Origin of the sequence: Janthinobacterium sp. PSRC1-1 (genome assembly GCF_049897525.1) — a bacterium.
Taxonomy (GTDB): Bacteria; Pseudomonadota; Gammaproteobacteria; order Burkholderiales; family Burkholderiaceae_D; genus Janthinobacterium; species Janthinobacterium tructae.
On the sequence record NZ_JAFCWK010000008.1, the window covers coordinates 80,293 to 95,931 of the forward strand.

Sequence of the window (15,639 nt, forward strand, 5' to 3'; positions counted from 1 at the left end):
GATGTATTTCTCCTATGTGGGTTGTGTATGACCAAACACCTGGCGCCCTCCACCGGCCTGACTCCCCAGGCCGGCGGCGACGCTTGCTACAACTTGCCGACAAACGGGTGTAGTCGTTTGTCGCGCATTCTTTACACTGCCTTGACCGGCTCCAGCGCTTGCGTCTGGCCTTCTTCGAGGGCCATCCTGCGCTTGTAGCGGATCGACGACCACAGCGAGGCGAGAATGAAGGCCACCCCGATCAGACCCGTGAAGATCTCGGGAATGTGGAACTTCATGCTGACCAACATGATCACGGCCAGGATACCGATCGCATAGTGCGCGCCGTGCTCCAGATAAACGAACTCGTCGAGCGTGCCCTTGCGCACCAGGAACACCGTCATCGAACGCACGAACATCGCGCCGATTGCCAGGCCCAGCATGATGATCACGACATCCTTGGTGATGGCAAACGCGCCGATCACGCCGTCAAAGCTGAACGATGCATCGAGCACTTCCAGGTACAGGAAGCCGCCGATACCGCCGCGCTTGATGATGTCGCCCATGTTGCCGTCGCCGTTATCGCCTTCCAGCAAGCCGCTGATCACATCGACGCCCACGTAGGTCAAAATACCCCACAGGCCGGCCGTCAATACCACCAGTTTCTGGCCTTCGTCGATCATCGACAGGCTGGCCATCAGGGTACCGAGCGCGACCATCACGGAAATCGACGAGATCTTGCCCAGCGCGCCCAGTTTTTCTTCAATACGGCCCAGCCAATGCGTTTCTTTTTCCGAGTCCAGCAGGAAGTTCAGGAACACCAGCAGCAGGAAGATGCCGCCGAAAGCCGCCACTTCCGCGTGGTGATTCGTCAGGTGCATCGAATACTGTTCCGGATTGCTCAGGGCCAGATTCCATACTTCCAGCAAGCCCAGGTCGGCCGCTTGCGCCACGATGACCAGCGGGAACAGCAGACGCATGCCGAACACGGCGATGATGATGCCCACGCCCAAGAACAGGTTCTGCCAGAACTTGTCCCAGTTCTTCAGCACCGAGGCATTGACCACCGCGTTGTCAAACGACAGCGAGACTTCCATCACGCTCAGGATCACCGCGATGCCCAATGCCGACAGCATGGTCGACACGCCACCGTGCGTGTAACCCCACCAGGCGGAAATGCCCAGGCAGATAAATGTCACTAGAAATGACACTCTGAAATGTTTCATCGATAGTTCCCCGTTATCCAAATTCAATGGAACGTAGTATAAGGACATGTGACACATTTAAAAATAGAAGATAATGGAAGTATTACTTCGTAAAAACAGAAGATAGGACCATGCGATGAAAACCACCGGTTTCAATTACCGCCATTTGTACTTCTTTTGGGTGGTCGCCAAGGAAGGCGGCGTGACGCGCGCGGCCGAACGCCTGGGACTGGCCGTGCAAACCATCAGCACCCAGCTGGCCCTGCTGGAAAAGGAACTGGGCAAGTCGCTGCTGCAGCCGCAGGGACGGCGCCTGGTGCCGACGGAAGCGGGCCGGCTGGCGCTCGGCTACGCGGACCAGATTTTTTTGCTGGGCGAACAGATGCAGGAAGCGCTGGCCGACACGGATGCGGAAAAGATGCGCCTGACGGTGGGCATTTCCGATTCCTTGCCGAAACTGATGGCGTACCGCATGCTCGACGCCACGCGCAGCCTGGACAAGCCCGTCAAGCTGGTGTGCCTGGAAAATGAATTCGAGTCCCTGCTGGCCGACCTGGCCCTGCACAAGCTGGACCTGGTGTTGACGGACCGCGCCGTGCCGGCCGGCGCCAGCCTGCGCGTCTCCAGCCACCTGTGGGGAGAGAGCGCCATGAAGCTGTTCGCCATCCCCGCGCTGGCCGAACAATACCGCGACAATTTCCCGCACAGCCTGCACGGCGCCCCTTTTTTACTGCCCGCGCGCAATAACGCCCTGCGCGGGCGCATCGACGAATGGATGGTGCAGCAAGGCGTGCGCCCCGACGTGGTCGGTGAATTCGAGGATAACGCCATGCTCAACGCGTTTGGCCGCAAGGGCCTGGGCCTGTTTTTCGCGTCCGCCAGCCTGGCGGCCGATATCGAGGAGCAATTCGGCGCCGTGCTGGTGGGTGACGCCTCGTCCCTGCGCGAACAGTTTTATGTGATTTCGAACGAGCGCAAGATCATGCACCCGGCGCTGGACGTGATCCTGGCGGCCATCCAGAGTCACCCGAAGATTCACAAGGAAACCTGATAAATCCATTCGAAAATAACGTTTGAATAATCAATCAAAAGCGATTGTAATGAAGCCTGAGACAAACACGCGCCTGTCCCTCGCCGGAAGGGCGCGACCACCATAAAAAAACAGGAGCGGCACCATGTCCACGGCAGGCAAGACGATCGATATTCCCGATCTCATCAATAACAACAAGATCGGCTCCTTCCAGATCGGCATGCTGATACTGTGCGGGCTATGCGTCATCATGGATGGCTTCGATGTACAGGCGATGGGCTATGTGGCGCCCGCCATCATCGCCGACTGGCACGTCAGCAAGGCCAACCTGGGTCCCGTGTTTGGCGCGGGCCTGCTCGGCATGCTGGTCGGCTCGCTCGTCTTCAGCATCACGGCCGACAAGTTCGGCCGCCGCCCCGTGCTGATCGGCTCGACCATCTTCTTTTCGCTGTGCATGCTGGTCACGCCGCTGGCGACGAACATCGAGCAATTGCAGCTGATCCGTTTCATCACGGGCCTGGGCCTGGGCGCCGTGATGCCGAACGCCATGGCGCTGGCCGGCGAATACAGCCCCCTGCGCAAGAAAGTCACCCTGATGATGCTGGTATCGTGCGGCTTTACGCTGGGCGCCGTACTCGGTGGGCTGCTGTCCGCCGCGCTGATTCCCGCCTTCGGCTGGCAATCCGTGTTTTACGTGGGCGGCGTGGTGCCGCTGGTGATCGGCGTGCTGATGTTCTTCCTGCTGCCGGAATCGATGCAATTCCTGGTGCTCAAGAAACGCAAGCTGGATAAAGTCGCCAAGTGGCTCAAACGCATCGACCCGACAGTGACCATCACGGCCGACACGCAATACGTCGTGCATGAAAAGGAACACAAGGGCGCGCCCGTGCTGCAATTGTTTACGGACGGCCGCGCGAAGATGACGATCTTGTTGTGGGTCATCAACTTCATGAACTTGCTCAATTTATATTTCCTCTCCAACTGGCTGCCGACGATTGCCAAGGAAGCGGGCCTGTCCACGGCCAACGCCGTGCTGGCCGGCACGGCCCTGCAAGTGGGCGGCACCATCGGCACCCTCGTCATGGGCCAGCTGATCGACCGCTCCAGCTTCCGCCGCATCCTGCTGCCGTGCTTCCTCGTTGCCGCCGTCGCCATTGCCCTGATCGGCCGTCCCGACGTGTCGCTGGCCTTCCTCTTCATCACGATCTTCATCGCGGGCTTTTGCGTGGTGGGCGGCCAGCCGGCCGTCAACGCTCTGGCGGCCAGCTACTACCCGACCACCTTGCGCTCGACGGGCATCGGCTGGAGCCTGGGCATCGGGCGCATCGGCTCCATCATCGGCCCCGTGCTCGGTGGCGAGCTGATCCGCCTGAACTGGCCCAACAGCACGATTTTCCTCGTCGTCGCCATCCCGGCGGTGGTCTCGGCCGTCATGGTCTTCGCCATGCGCGGCGGATCGCAAACGGCGGCCAAGGGCTGAAGCAGCGTAAAAAAACCGTCGCACGCGCGCCTGCAATGGCGGCGTGCGCGGCAAAATTAGGCTATGCCGCCCTTCGTCGTTTAAGATGACGTTTTAACAGCCCATCTTTTTGCACCCCATGCACAATGTCTTGCTTGTCCTGCTAGCCTTTTTCCTGGTCGCGCTGAATGGTTTTTTTGTTGCCGCCGAGTTTGGCATTGTCACCTTGCGGCGCACGCGCATCCGCGCCATCGCCAAGACGCAGGGACTACGGGGCCGCATCCTGGCCAAGGTGCATGGCCAGCTGGACGCCTACCTGTCCGCCTGCCAGCTGGGCATCACGCTGGCATCGCTGGGCCTGGGCTGGGTCGGCGAACCGGCCTTTGCCGGCCTGCTCGAACCCGTATTCGGCGCCATCGGCCTCACCTCGCAAGAACTGATACACGGCATTTCCTTCGTGCTGGCCTTCAGCGTGATTTCCTTCCTGCACATCGTCGTGGGCGAACTGGCACCCAAATCGATGGCCATCCGCAACCCGGAAGCCGTCGGCCTGTGGAGCGCGATTCCCCTGTATGGTTTCTATTGGGCCATGTACCCGGCCATTTACCTGCTCAACGCCAGCGCCAACTGGGTGCTGCGCATGGCGGGTCTGTCCGGCAAGGGCGGCCACGATGCGCATTACTCGTCCGATGAGCTGAAACTGATCCTGCGCACCAGTCAGCCGGGCGAAAAATTTACGCGCGACGAGCGCAACATCCTGGCGCAATCGCTCGATTTCGAACAAATGACGGTGTCGGATCTGATGCGCCCGATCAATGAAGTGATCGCCCTGTACGCGTCCAACACCGTGGAAGAAAACCTCGACACGGTGCTGCGCAACCGCTTCAGCCGCTACCCGTATTTCGACACGAATGAAGACGACGTGCTGGGCGTGGTACACCTGAAAGACCTGTTCTTTGCCCAGCAGGCGGGCAAGCAGATCACCTCGCTCACGCCGTTCTTGCGCCCCGTCGACATCATTTCCGCGCGCACGCCGGCGCTGGAACTGTTCCGCCGCTTCCGCGACGGCGCGCCCCACTTCGCCCTGATCGGCGAGAAGGGCAAGCGCCCGCTGGGTTTCATCACCTTGGATAACTTGCTCGGCGCCATGGTCGGCGAAATCCGCGACGAATTCCGCCGCAATGAAAACGATTGGCTCAAGCAAAGCGACGGCACCCTGATCGGCAAGGCCAGCCTGCCCATCTTCTCGCTCGAACGCATCCTCGGCATCGATATCGAAAACGAGGAACTGGGACTGGACGACGTGGAATCGGTGGGCGGCTTGATCATGGTCAAGCTGGGGGATATCCCGAAGCAGGGCCAGCGCATCACCTTTGTCGACTTCGACATCGTCGTCAAGAAGATGAACGGGCCCCGCATCGTACTGATCAAAGTGATCCCGAAACAGGAACGCGACCTCGACGCGGACTTACGCGATTAATCTTTTTTCAAGGTAAGCGTATCTTTGCCCTGCGGCATGGTGGTCTCGCCCACCGTCCACGTCTGGAGCAGGCTGTACAGCACCGCCAGCAAGGTCGGGCCAATAAAAATGCCGACGAAGCCGAAGGCCAGCACGCCGCCCAGCACGCCCAGCAGCACCAGCAAAAACGGCAGGCTGCTGCCGCGGCTGATAAGCATGGGTTTGACCACGTTATCCACGCCGCTGATCAGCAGTGCGCCCCACACCAGCATGAAGATGCCCCAGCCCGTCTGGCCGTCATTGAACAGCCAAATGGCGGCGCCGCCCCAGATCAGGGGCGGGCCCACGGGGATCAGCGAAAAGATGAAGGTGGCCACGCCCAGCAGCGCCACGGCCGGCACGCCGGCGATCAGAAAGCCGATCACCGCCACCAGCGCCTGCGCCAACGCCGTACCCAGCAAGCCATACATGACGCCGCGCACGGTGCGGCTGATGGTCAGGCCCACGCCCGGCGCGCTGTCGCCGATGATGCGGCCGGCGCCCGTCATCAGGGCGCGGCTCAGCTGCTGGCCGTCGCGGTAGAGGAAGAAGCTGACAAACACGGCCAGGCTGGTCTGTGCCAGGCCCGTGCCCAGCAAGATGCCGCCGGAAGCGAGGAAATGGCGCGCCGGCTCCAGCATGGTTTTACCCAAATTCAATAATTCCTCGCGGTCTTCCAGCAGACGCTGCAGATAACCGGCGATGGTTTCGCCCACCACGGGAATGCTGGCCAGCCAGGCCGGCGGATGCAGGCCGCCCGATTCCAGCGCCGTGCGCAACTGTTCATAGATGCGCGAGACATTGTCGGCCAGGTTGTAGGTGACGAGGGCCAGCGGCAGCACGATGACCAGCACCAGGGACAGGGTCATGATGGCGGCCGCCCAGTTGCGCCGGCCTTTCAGGCGCTCGAGCAGCAGCAGGTACAGGGGCCAGCTGGAAATGCCCACGCAGGCGGCAAACAGCATGGCGGCCAGGAAAGGCCGCAAGACGAAAAAGCAGCCGATCAACAGGAAGATGATGGCTGCCAGGCGGGCGTGGGGCTCGAAACGTTTGTCCATGTACTGCGTATCCTGAAGATGGCGCCCGGGGGCGCGACCGGGTCAGGATAGCAGAAGTTTAAGATCGTGCGCGATGGCGGCCGGCTTTTCGCCGTGGCGCACGAACAGGCGGATCTTGCCTTCGCGGTCGAACACATAGGTGCCGGCCGTGTGGTCGACCGTGTAGCTCTCGTCCGTCTCGCCCTCGACCTTGGCGTAATACACCTTGAATTCCTTGGCCACCTTGGCCGTCTGTTCCAGGCTGCCGTACAGGCCGACGAAACGCTTGTCGAAGGCGGGCACGTATTGCGCCAGCAAGGCTTGCGTGTCGCGCTCGGGGTCGACGGTGACGAACAGTACTTGCACCTGGTCCGCCTGCGGGCCCATTGCCTGCATCACCTGCGCCATGTCGGCCATGGTCGTGGGACACACGTCGGGACACTGCGTGTAGCCGAAGAACATCAGCACCAGCTTGCCCTTGTAGTCGGCCAGGGTGCGCGGGTGGCCCGTGTGATCCGTCAGCGCGAACTCGCGCGCATAGCCGAGGCCCGTCACGTCCGTATTCTTGAATGCCAGCTTCGGTGCGGCAGGCTTGCCGCAGCCGGCCAGGACGGCGACCAGGGCGGCCGCCAACAACAGGGTCAGGGTTTTTTTCATGTGCCGAGGGGAATGTAGTGGTCAACCAGCAGGGCCGCGAACAGCAATGCCAGGTAAATGATGGAATACGTAAACGCTTTGCGCGCGATCAAGTCCGTGTAGTGCCGGTACATCTTCCATGCGTAATACAGGAAGCCGGCATTGAGCACCACGGCCGAGGCCAGGTAGATCAGGCCGCTCATGCGCACGGCAAACGGCAGCAAGGTGGTGGCGGCCAGCGCGATCGAGTACAGCCAGACGTGAAATTGCGTGAATTGCATGCCGTGCGTGACGGGCAGCATGGGCAAGCCCGAGCGCGCGTAATCGTCGCGGCGGTACATGGCCAGCGCCCAGAAGTGCGGCGGCGTCCACACAAAAATGATCAGAACCAGCAGCCACGCCTGCATCGGCACGTCGTTGGCGACGGCGGCCCAGCCCAGCGCGGGCGGCATGGCGCCGGACAGGCCGCCGATGACGATGTTTTGCGGCGTGGCGGGTTTGAGCACCATGGTGTAGATCAGGGCATAGCCGACAAAGGTGACAAAGGTCAGCCACATGGTCAGCGGATTGACGAGGTTGTACAGAATCGCCATACCCAGGCCGCCGATCACCAGCGCGAACACCACCGTCTGTTTCACCGTGATGTCGCCCATGGCCATCGGGCGGCGCGCCGTGCGGGCCATGCGCGCATCGATTTCGCGCTCGGCCAGGCAGTTGACGGCAAACGCGGCGCCGGCCAGCAGCCAGATGCCGATGGTGCCGAACACCACCGCGCGCCAGTCCGGCAACTCCTCGCTGGCCAGGAACATGCCGATGACGGCGCAAAACACGGCCAGTTGCGTCACGCGCGGCTTGGTCAGCGCCCAGTACTGGGCGATGCGGGGGGAGGGTTTACGGCGGATGGTCTGAGTAGTCATTTATGCGGTACGGGAAGGACTGGCTGGTGCCGAGGGCACTGGCGCGGAGGCGCAAGCGCGCTGAACACTGCGCGCAACATCGAGTTGGAATTTAGCCTTGTAGTTTAACATGGTCAGCAATAACACGAGCAGCGCTGCCCCGCCGTTATGCAGCACGGCAATCGACAATGGCCAGCTCAGGTAAATCGTCGCCAGGCCCGTGGCCGCCTGCAGTGCCAGCACCAGCGCAAGCCAGCGCGCCGTGCCGCGCAAGGACGGCAGCTTCCATGCGCGCAATATCGTATAGCCGACACCGGCCAGCACGATGAAGGCGAAATTGCGGTGCACCCAGTGGATGGCCGTCAGCGCGGAAAATGGCAAGTAATGGCCGGCGGCCGTCTTGCCCAGCTCGCGCCACAGATGGAAACCGTGTTCGAAATCCATCTCCGGAATGATTTTGCCGCCGCACAGGGGGAAATCCGTGCAGGCCAGGGTGGCGTAGTTGGTGCTCACCCAACCGCCCAGCGCGATCTGCACGGTCAGCAGCACCAGCGACATAACGGCCAGCGCGCGCACAGGGCGCAGCACGGACGCATCCGCATCGGCGCGCAACAGGGGTTTGACGGCATGGTCCTGGCGCCCGCCCAGCCACGTCAGCATGGCCAGCAGCCCCATGCCCAGCAGCAAGTGGATGGTGACGATCACCGGCTGCAGTTTCAAGGTCACAGTCCAGGCACCGAACGCGCCCTGCAGGCAGACGAACAGGAACAGCGCCGTCGGCAGCGCCGGGGCGAATTCCTGCCGTTTGCTTTTCTTCCACTGGCGCCACGCCTGCACCATCATCGCCACGATCAAGACGCCAATGGCCATGGCCAGGTAGCGGTGCGTCATTTCGATCCACGCCTTGACCACCGTCACGGGTCCCGTCGGCATCAGGGTTTCGGCCGCCACGATGTGCTCGTGCGCGAGGAAAGGATTGGCCGAGCCATAGCAGCCTGGCCAGTCCGGGCAACCGAGGCCGGAATCGGACAGGCGCGTAAAACCGCCAAACATGATCAGGTCGACCGTCAAAAAGACGGCGATCCACACCAGCTTGCGGTATTTATTGGCGTCCGCGGACACCCATACCATGGTCAGCGGCAGCAGCGCCACCAGCAGACCCGTCAGGCCCAGCTGGGCCAGCGCGGAGAGATGCATCGTCGGCATGCGGACTCCTCAACCGATCGCCGAAGCTTTGAGCAGCTTGGCGATGTCTTTCTTGATCTTGTTCGGGTCCGCGTCTTTCGGGAAGCGCATCATCAGATTGCCCAGCGGATCGATCAAATACAAATGGTCGCTGGTCTTGCCACCCGCCTCCACGGGCAGCCACGCTTTCAGGGCGTCGTTATTCACGCGCAGCATGCTGGTGCCGTCGAATTCGCGCATCACCAGGGTGTCGAGCGGCTGAGTATCCGTCACCAGCCAGACCCGTTCCAGGCGTTCGCGTTCCTTGCCCTGCATGAGGCGCAGTTGTTGCATGTCAAACAATTGCTTCTTGCATGCTTCCTGGCAATCGGACGGTCCCGTTTGCAGCAGCACCCACTTGCCCTTGAATTGCGCCAGAGGCGCCGCCTTGCCATCGAGTTCCGTCACCTGCAGCTGGGCTTCGGGTATCGGATGCAAACGCGGGTCGATCAGGGCGCCGTAGTTGTTGCGGCCCGTGGGCTTGATGATGTAATACGTGAAATACGAGGCGATGATGGGAAAGGCGCACACGGCCACCACGGCCAGCAGTTTCCAGCGTCCCGTGTTCTGTGCCTGCTTGTTGCTGTTGTCTTGCGTTGCTTCAGGGTTGTTTGTTTGCACGTCGAAATCCTGTAAAGACAAAAAATAAAAAAGCCATCAGTGCCAGTGCATACCACTGGAAGGCATAGCCGCGGTGCTTGTCGGCGCCCAGGTCGGGCGCCGGCCAGTCGCGCACGGGAAGCTGGCTGGACGCTCGCGCCGTCACTCCGTCGACTGTTTGTTCAAGGATAAAAGGCTGCAAGGCCAGGCCACTGGCCTGGGCCAGCTGGCCGATATCGGCATTTTGCACGATGGCGTGCGGCGCCAGGGCCGGCGCCGTGCCCAGTTCCATCACGTGGCCCGCGTTCAGGCGCGCGATGCCGGAAATCGTCACCGTGCCGGCCGGTGTCGTGTAATCGGGAATGCGCGTGCGCTCGGCATTGTTGCGCGGCAGCCAGCCCTGCGCCACCAGCACGTGCATGGCGGAACCGTCAATTTGAAATGGCGTGAGCACGTGAAAGCCGGCCTGGCCCTTGTAGGGGCGGTTATCCAGGTAGACCGTCCAGGCGGGTACAAAATTCCCCGTGACGGTCACGCGGCGGTATTCGATCGCTTGCGCATCGGCCGGCAGCAGGGGCGCGGCCGTCAACGCCAGGGGCGCGGCCTGGTTGCCCGCCTCGAGCCGGGCGGCGCGGGCGACTTTTTCGTCGCCACGGCGCTGCTGCCATTGCGCCAGAGAGACCCCCAGCGCCACCAGTAGCAGCATTACAACAAATGGAATCCATCTAAAATGGAAGCGGATACGCATTACAATGAAACCTCCTCAAGCCTGGCGCTACCATCCATGAAAATCCTCGTTGCCATCGCCTTCATCCTGATCCTGGGCAGCCTGGGCTCGGCCCTGTTCTTTCTCATGCGCGACAAGGGCAAGAGCAACCGCACCGTGCAGGCGCTGGCCTTGCGCGTGGGCTTGTCGATCACCCTGTTTTTGCTGATCCTGCTGGCGCACAAGCTCGGCTATATTCAGCCCACTGGAATTCATTAACACCCGACATTGCCTGATTGGCAAATTCTTCACACTAAGAAAAAAGCCGTACCCAGGATCTCCCGGTACGGCTTTTTTTATGGTGCAGGCGCGCCCTTCAACGGCGCGCACCCTGCCCCGCCATTATAACCAATACACGACCACGTACAGGCCCAGCCAGACGACGTCGACAAAGTGCCAGTACCAGGCGGCGCCTTCGAAGCCAAAGTGGTGCTCAGGCGTAAAGTGGCCCTTCAGCACGCGGTACAGGATGACGGACAGCATGATGGCGCCCAGGGTCACGTGGAAACCGTGGAAGCCCGTCAGCATGAAGAAGGTGGCGCCGTAGATGCCGGACGTCAGTTTCAAATTCAGTTCGCTATACGCGTGCATGTACTCGTAGACCTGGAAGCCCATGAAGATGGCGCCCAGCAAGATCGTGGCAAACAGGAACAATGCCGTCATGGCGCGGTGGCCGGCGCGCAGCGCGTGGTGGGAAATCGTCAGGGTGACGCCCGACGTCAGCAGCAGAGCCGTATTGATGGTCGGAATCCAGAACGGCGTCATGGTGGTAAATTCCTGCACCGTGCCGGCCGGGCCCGTATTGCCCCACTGGGCGGCGAAATCGGGCCAGATCACCTTGTGGTCAAGGTCGGCCAGCCACGGCATGGAAATGCTGCGCGCATAGAACAGGGCGCCGAAGAAGGCGGCGAAGAACATGACTTCTGAAAAGATAAACCAGCTCATGCTCCAGCGGAAGGAGTGGTCGATGCGCTCGCTGTACAGGCCCTGCTCCGATTCGCGGATGGCGTCGCCGAACCAGAAGTACAGCACCAGCAGGATGCCGGCCAGTCCCAGGTAATTCACGTACGGCCCCCAGGAGACGTCGTTGACCCAGGCCGAGGCGCCGATCATGGTCAGCAGCAGGCTGGCGCCGCCCAGCATGGGCCAGCGCGACGGGCCGGGCACGAAATAATAAGGTACGGCGGCGTGGTTGGAACTCATCATCATCTCCTCAAAAACTTATAGGGTGGTTTTTTATAATTTATAAAACGACGAATTTAACAATTGAAATCAGGATGCCGATCAGGCAGGCGACCACCAGGAAGCCGGCGATGACGATGTGCACGGGATTGAGCTTGGCCGAATCCGTATCGAAATCGCTCTTGCGGCGCAGACCCGTGAAAGACCACACGACGGCGCGCAGCGAATACAGGAACGACGCTTTTTCCGGCTTGGCGGATTCGCCCATGGCACTCTCCTATTGGACGGCCGGCGTCTGAGCCTGGCTCAGACCGGCAATCTCGAAAAACGTGTACGACAGGGTGATGGTCTTCACCTCTTTCGGCAGCGCCGGATCGAGGAAGAACACCACCGGCATCTGCCGCGCTTCGTGCGGTTTCAAGGTCTGCTGCTTGAAGCAGAAGCACTCGACCTTCTTGAAATGCGGCGTGGCGCTCTGCGGCGCGTAGCTGGGAATGGCTTGCGCGTTGACGACGCGGTTCTGCGTGTTGACCACTTCATACATGACGGTCACCAGTTCGCCCGGATGCACCTGCATGCTCGAGACGGTCGGGCGGAAGCGCCATGGCCCCTGCGCATTGCCGTCGAACTCGACGGTGATGCTGCGCGTGGTGTCGACCTGCGTATTGTTGTCGTAGGCCACCGTGCCGTCTTTTTGCGTCAGCACGTTGATGCCCATCACTTCGCAAATCTGCTTGTAGACGGGAATCAGGGCATAGCCAAAGCCAAACATCAGCACGGCAATGACGATCAGCTTGCCCAGCATCTTGCGGTTCAGGCCGCGTGTTTCCTGTTGGTGGGGCGTCGTCACGTCAGAGCCACATGCGCTTGACGAACACGGACAGGAAGAAGAAGGCCGCCAGAGCGGCCAGGATCAGCCCGGTACGCAGGTTGTTCGGTTTTTTACGCTCGGTTTTCACTTCGGTCATGGCAGGCACTCTATTCAAGGGGGCCGGCAGCGGCGCCGGCCCGTGACACTGGCATTACTTCACTGTCGGCGGCGTTTCAAACGTGTGGAATGGCGCCGGGCTCGGCACGGTCCATTCCAGGCCTTCCGCGCCTTCCCATGGTTTCGCTGGCGCAGCCTTGCCGCCGCGGATGGTCGGCAAGACCACGAAGAACAGGAAGTACACCTGCATCAGGCCAAAGCCGAAGCCGCCGATCGAGGCGATCATGTTGAAGTCCGTGAACTGCGCCGGATAGTCGGCGTAGCGGCGCGGCATGCCGGCCAGGCCCAGGAAGTGCATCGGGAAGAAGGTCACGTTGAACGTGATCAAGGACAGCCAGAAGTGAATCTTGCCGCGCGTCTCGTTGTACATATGGCCCGTCCATTTCGGCGACCAGTAGTAGAAGCCGGCGAACAGGGCAAACAGCGAACCGGCCACCAGCACGTAGTGGAAGTGCGCCACCACATAATAGGTATCCTGCAACTGGATGTCGATCGGCGTCACGGCCAGGATCAGGCCCGTGAAGCCGCCCATGGTAAACACGAAGATGAAGCCGACCGAGAACAGCATCGGCGTCTCGAACGTCATGGAACCCTTCCACATCGTGGCGATCCAGTTGAACACTTTCACGCCCGTGGGCACGGCGATCAGCATGGTCGCGTACATGAAGAACAGCTGGCTCGTCACCGGCATGCCGGTGGTAAACATGTGGTGCGCCCAGACGATGAAGGACAGAATCGCGATCGAGGCCGTGGCGTAGACCATCGAGGCATAGCCGAACAAGGGCTTGCGGGCGAATGCGGGCAGGATCTGCGAGACGATGCCGAAGGCCGGCAAGATCATGATGTAGACCTCGGGGTGGCCGAAGAACCAGAAGATGTGCTGGTACATGACGGGGTCGCCGCCGCCAGCCGCGTTAAAGAAGGAGGTGCCGAAATGGCGATCCGTCAGCGTCATGGTGATGGCGCCGGCCAGCACGGGCATGACGGCGATCAACAGATACGCGGTAATGAGCCAGGTCCAGCAGAACATCGGCATTTTCATCAGGGTCATGCCGGGCGCGCGCATGTTCAGGATGGTGACGATGATGTTGATCGAGCCCATGATGGACGAGGCGCCCATCAGGTGCATGGCAAAAATCGCCATGTCCATGCCAGGGCCCATCTGCGTCGACAGCGGCGCATACAGGGTCCAGCCGGCGGCGGTGGCGCCGCCCGGCACGAGGAAGGATGTGGCCAGCAGCAGCGCGGCCGGCGGCAGCAGCCAGAACGAGAAGTTGTTCATGCGGGCAAAGGCCATGTCGGAGGCGCCCACTTGCAGCGGGATCATCCAGTTGGCGTAGCCGACGAAGGCCGGCATGATGGCGCCAAACACCATCACCAGGCCGTGCATGGTGGTCAGCTGGTTGAAGAATTCAGGGTGAAAGAATTGCAAGCCTGGATGAAACAGTTCCGTGCGTATCATCAGGGCCAGCACGCCGCCCGACAGCAGCATGATGAACGAAAACCACAGGTATAGAGTACCGATATCCTTGTGGTTGGTGGCAAACAGCCAGCGGCGGTAGCCGGTCGGGTGGTCGTGGGCATGGTCGTGACCTGCGTGGTCCAAGGTGCTAGTGCTCATGTACGGCTCCTAATTACTTGCGTGCAGCCACGACTTCGGCTGGTTGAACGATGTTCTCTGCGGCCTTGTTCGACCAGGTATTGCGTGTGTAAGTGATCACTGCGGCAATTTCCGTGTCGGACAGCTGTTTCCAGGCTGGCATCTCGGCGGGATACTTGCCGCTCTTTTGCCCGTTCAGCAAGACATGGATCTGATCCGCTTTCGGACCGTTCACCACGGCCGAGCCGTCCAGCGGCGCAAACGCACCGGGCACGCCCTTGCCTGTTGCCTGGTGGCAGACCACGCAGTTGGCCGCATACACTTTCTCGCCCTTGACCTTCAATTCGTCGATGGTCCACACCTTGCTCGGATCATCCGCCAGTGCCGCCATTTCCTTTTGTTTTACATCAACCCAGGCCTTGTAGTCATCTGCCGAGACGACCTTGACGACGATGGGCATGAACGCGTGTTCCTTGCCGCACAACTCGGCGCAATTGCCGCGGAAGGTGCCGATATGGTCGGCCTTGAACCAGGTATCGCGCACGAAGCCGGGAATCGCATCCTGCTTCACGCCGAAGGCGGGCACGGACCAGGCGTGGATGACGTCGTTGGCCGTCAGCACCACGCGGATCTTCTTGTTGACCGGCACGACGACTTCGTTGTCGACTTCGATCAGGTAGTTTTCACCGCGTTTTTCCGTCGGCGGCACGCCAGGCGCACCCACTTGCGAGCGCGGAGTGGCCAGGTTGGAGAGGAAGGAAATGCCTTCGCCCTCGCCTTTCAGGTAGTCATAGCCCCATTTCCACTGCATGCCGGTGGCCTTGATGGTGATGTCGGCATTCGAGGTGTCCTTCATGCCCACCACGGTGCGCGTGGCAGGCAGGGCCATGCCGATGACGATCAGGAAAGGCACGACGGTCCAGGCGATCTCGACGGTGGTGCTTTCGTGGAAGGTGGCCGGCTTGTGGCCCAGAGACTTGCGGTGCTTGAAGATGGAATAGAACATGACGCCGAACACGGCCACGAAGATCACCAGGCAGATGATCATCATCAGGGTGTGCAAATCGTAGATTTCATGGGCGATCTGCGTCGCCGGCGGTTGCAGATTCATTTCGAACGGCACGGGACCGCCGGTGCCGGGATAGGTGCTGGCAGCCGGTGCCGCCGTGGCCCATCGCCCGATGCCAAACGCTGTCAAAGACAGCCCGAGCAGCAACGATTGAAGTCGCTTTGCATGTGTCATGTTTTCCCCAACCACCCAAAAATAATGATATTTTAAACGGCTGCGGATTTCTCCGTACTGGACCGCTGCCGCTCCTCCATGAAAGCAACACGGCCGGAATACGGCCATGTGCGTCAAGCACCAGCGAATTCCATGCTGGCTGCGGCAGCAAAACGGCGGCGCGCAACCATGCTGGAACCCTGTTTTTCTTCCCCACCTTGAAATGGCCTCGTGTGGAAGATGGTTACTATACTAATGCAGTAACTTCGAATTAGTCTTGCTTTGTTTTTTTTATTTTGTATGCAGCCCTTGTTTTT

17 protein-coding genes are annotated in these 15,639 nt (G+C 60.8%); 4 read left to right on the top strand and 13 right to left on the bottom strand.

The features are described from left to right. Positions 1 to 131: 131 nt before the first annotated feature. Positions 132 to 1,205, bottom strand: coding sequence for a DUF475 domain-containing protein (locus ACP7DW_RS18555; RefSeq protein WP_071079414.1), 1,074 nt, complete (start codon positions 1,203 to 1,205; stop codon positions 132 to 134). Between the two features lie 115 nt (positions 1,206 to 1,320). Between ACP7DW_RS18555 and nhaR the strand changes: the two genes are divergently transcribed. From nhaR to ACP7DW_RS18570, 3 genes are all read left to right on the top strand, one after another. Further along, the gene (nhaR, locus tag ACP7DW_RS18560; RefSeq protein WP_298406236.1) at positions 1,321 to 2,235 is read left to right on the top strand and encodes a transcriptional activator NhaR; all 915 of its coding nucleotides are present in this window, start codon (positions 1,321 to 1,323) and stop codon (positions 2,233 to 2,235) included. A gap of 124 nt (positions 2,236 to 2,359) precedes the next feature. Further along, on the top strand, positions 2,360 to 3,694 hold the full coding sequence (locus ACP7DW_RS18565; protein WP_426056160.1) for an MFS transporter: 1,335 nt from the start codon (positions 2,360 to 2,362) through the stop codon (positions 3,692 to 3,694). A 118-nt stretch (positions 3,695 to 3,812) separates the two neighbouring features. Then, entirely contained in the window at positions 3,813 to 5,153 is a 1,341-nt protein-coding gene (locus ACP7DW_RS18570; protein WP_298406241.1) for a hemolysin family protein, read from the top strand. Here the strand turns inward: ACP7DW_RS18570 and ACP7DW_RS18575 are convergent. From ACP7DW_RS18575 to ACP7DW_RS18600, 6 genes are read right to left on the bottom strand one after another with little or no spacing between them, the layout of a single operon-like run. Further along, a complete protein-coding gene (locus tag ACP7DW_RS18575; RefSeq protein WP_071079418.1) occupies positions 5,150 to 6,229 on the bottom strand; it encodes an AI-2E family transporter in 1,080 nt (359 codons plus the stop codon). The genes ACP7DW_RS18570 and ACP7DW_RS18575 overlap by 4 nt on opposite strands. A 42-nt stretch (positions 6,230 to 6,271) precedes the next feature. Continuing rightward, positions 6,272 to 6,865, bottom strand: a complete 594-nt coding sequence (locus ACP7DW_RS18580) for an SCO family protein (protein WP_426056159.1) — start codon at positions 6,863 to 6,865, stop codon at positions 6,272 to 6,274. Further along, a complete protein-coding gene (gene cyoE, locus ACP7DW_RS18585; protein WP_426056158.1) occupies positions 6,862 to 7,761 on the bottom strand; it encodes a heme o synthase in 900 nt (299 codons plus the stop codon). Before cyoE ends, ACP7DW_RS18580 begins: the two co-directional genes overlap by 4 nt. Continuing rightward, entirely contained in the window at positions 7,762 to 8,937 is a 1,176-nt protein-coding gene (locus ACP7DW_RS18590; protein ID WP_426056217.1) for a COX15/CtaA family protein, read from the bottom strand. A gap of 18 nt (positions 8,938 to 8,955) precedes the next feature. Further along, positions 8,956 to 9,585, bottom strand: a complete 630-nt coding sequence (locus ACP7DW_RS18595; RefSeq protein WP_426056157.1) for an SCO family protein — start codon at positions 9,583 to 9,585, stop codon at positions 8,956 to 8,958. Next, positions 9,566 to 10,312, bottom strand: coding sequence for an SURF1 family protein (locus ACP7DW_RS18600; protein WP_426056156.1), 747 nt, complete (start codon positions 10,310 to 10,312; stop codon positions 9,566 to 9,568). Before ACP7DW_RS18600 ends, ACP7DW_RS18595 begins: the two co-directional genes overlap by 20 nt. 36 nt (positions 10,313 to 10,348) lie before the next feature. Between ACP7DW_RS18600 and ACP7DW_RS18605 the strand changes: the two genes are divergently transcribed. Then, positions 10,349 to 10,549 carry a twin transmembrane helix small protein gene (locus ACP7DW_RS18605; RefSeq protein ID WP_034748996.1) on the top strand — a complete coding sequence of 67 codons (201 nt, stop codon included), beginning with the start codon at positions 10,349 to 10,351 and terminating at the stop codon, positions 10,547 to 10,549. 123 nt (positions 10,550 to 10,672) lie between these two features. Here the strand turns inward: ACP7DW_RS18605 and ACP7DW_RS18610 are convergent, their stop codons facing one another. Genes ACP7DW_RS18610 through coxB form a run of 6 tightly spaced genes read right to left on the bottom strand, consistent with a single transcriptional unit; the run spans position 10,673 to position 15,343 of the window. After that, complete coding sequence (locus tag ACP7DW_RS18610) at positions 10,673 to 11,533, bottom strand: cytochrome c oxidase subunit 3 (protein WP_426056155.1); 861 nt, start codon at positions 11,531 to 11,533, stop codon at positions 10,673 to 10,675. Between the two features lie 40 nt (positions 11,534 to 11,573). Continuing rightward, the gene (locus ACP7DW_RS18615; protein ID WP_077399736.1) at positions 11,574 to 11,780 is read right to left on the bottom strand and encodes a DUF2970 domain-containing protein; all 207 of its coding nucleotides are present in this window, start codon (positions 11,778 to 11,780) and stop codon (positions 11,574 to 11,576) included. Positions 11,781 to 11,789: 9 nt separating this feature from the next. Next, on the bottom strand, positions 11,790 to 12,362 hold the full coding sequence (locus tag ACP7DW_RS18620) for a cytochrome c oxidase assembly protein (protein ID WP_081344910.1): 573 nt from the start codon (positions 12,360 to 12,362) through the stop codon (positions 11,790 to 11,792). A gap of 1 nt (position 12,363) precedes the next feature. Next, positions 12,364 to 12,480: a cytochrome oxidase small assembly protein gene (locus tag ACP7DW_RS18625; RefSeq protein ID WP_217494223.1), complete on the bottom strand. Its 117-nt coding sequence runs from the start codon at positions 12,478 to 12,480 to the stop codon at positions 12,364 to 12,366. Positions 12,481 to 12,534: 54 nt separating this feature from the next. Beyond that, on the bottom strand, positions 12,535 to 14,121 hold the full coding sequence (gene ctaD, locus ACP7DW_RS18630) for a cytochrome c oxidase subunit I (RefSeq protein WP_133988628.1): 1,587 nt from the start codon (positions 14,119 to 14,121) through the stop codon (positions 12,535 to 12,537). Positions 14,122 to 14,134: 13 nt separating this feature from the next. Beyond that, positions 14,135 to 15,343 (bottom strand): cytochrome c oxidase subunit II, encoded by a 1,209-nt coding sequence (coxB, locus tag ACP7DW_RS18635; RefSeq protein ID WP_426056154.1) that lies wholly within the window; start codon positions 15,341 to 15,343, stop codon positions 14,135 to 14,137. Positions 15,344 to 15,639: the final 296 nt, after the last annotated feature.

What these genes read in the sequence shown, in the direction of transcription:
- ACP7DW_RS18555 (WP_071079414.1), bottom strand. Translation starts at nt 1,205, where the DNA reads ATGAAACATTTCAGAGTGTCATTTCTAGTGACATTTATCTGCCTGGGC.
- nhaR (WP_298406236.1), top strand. Translation starts at nt 1,321, where the DNA reads ATGAAAACCACCGGTTTCAATTACCGCCATTTGTACTTCTTTTGGGTG.
- ACP7DW_RS18565 (WP_426056160.1), top strand. Translation starts at nt 2,360, where the DNA reads ATGTCCACGGCAGGCAAGACGATCGATATTCCCGATCTCATCAATAAC.
- ACP7DW_RS18570 (WP_298406241.1), top strand. Translation starts at nt 3,813, where the DNA reads ATGCACAATGTCTTGCTTGTCCTGCTAGCCTTTTTCCTGGTCGCGCTG.
- ACP7DW_RS18575 (WP_071079418.1), bottom strand. Translation starts at nt 6,229, where the DNA reads ATGGACAAACGTTTCGAGCCCCACGCCCGCCTGGCAGCCATCATCTTC.
- ACP7DW_RS18580 (WP_426056159.1), bottom strand. Translation starts at nt 6,865, where the DNA reads ATGAAAAAAACCCTGACCCTGTTGTTGGCGGCCGCCCTGGTCGCCGTC.
- cyoE (WP_426056158.1), bottom strand. Translation starts at nt 7,761, where the DNA reads ATGACTACTCAGACCATCCGCCGTAAACCCTCCCCCCGCATCGCCCAG.
- ACP7DW_RS18590 (WP_426056217.1), bottom strand. Translation starts at nt 8,937, where the DNA reads ATGCATCTCTCCGCGCTGGCCCAGCTGGGCCTGACGGGTCTGCTGGTG.
- ACP7DW_RS18600 (WP_426056156.1), bottom strand. Translation starts at nt 10,312, where the DNA reads ATGCGTATCCGCTTCCATTTTAGATGGATTCCATTTGTTGTAATGCTG.
- ACP7DW_RS18605 (WP_034748996.1), top strand. Translation starts at nt 10,349, where the DNA reads ATGAAAATCCTCGTTGCCATCGCCTTCATCCTGATCCTGGGCAGCCTG.
- ACP7DW_RS18610 (WP_426056155.1), bottom strand. Translation starts at nt 11,533, where the DNA reads ATGAGTTCCAACCACGCCGCCGTACCTTATTATTTCGTGCCCGGCCCG.
- ACP7DW_RS18615 (WP_077399736.1), bottom strand. Translation starts at nt 11,780, where the DNA reads ATGGGCGAATCCGCCAAGCCGGAAAAAGCGTCGTTCCTGTATTCGCTG.
- ACP7DW_RS18625 (WP_217494223.1), bottom strand. Translation starts at nt 12,480, where the DNA reads ATGACCGAAGTGAAAACCGAGCGTAAAAAACCGAACAACCTGCGTACC.
- ctaD (WP_133988628.1), bottom strand. Translation starts at nt 14,121, where the DNA reads ATGAGCACTAGCACCTTGGACCACGCAGGTCACGACCATGCCCACGAC.
- coxB (WP_426056154.1), bottom strand. Translation starts at nt 15,343, where the DNA reads ATGACACATGCAAAGCGACTTCAATCGTTGCTGCTCGGGCTGTCTTTG.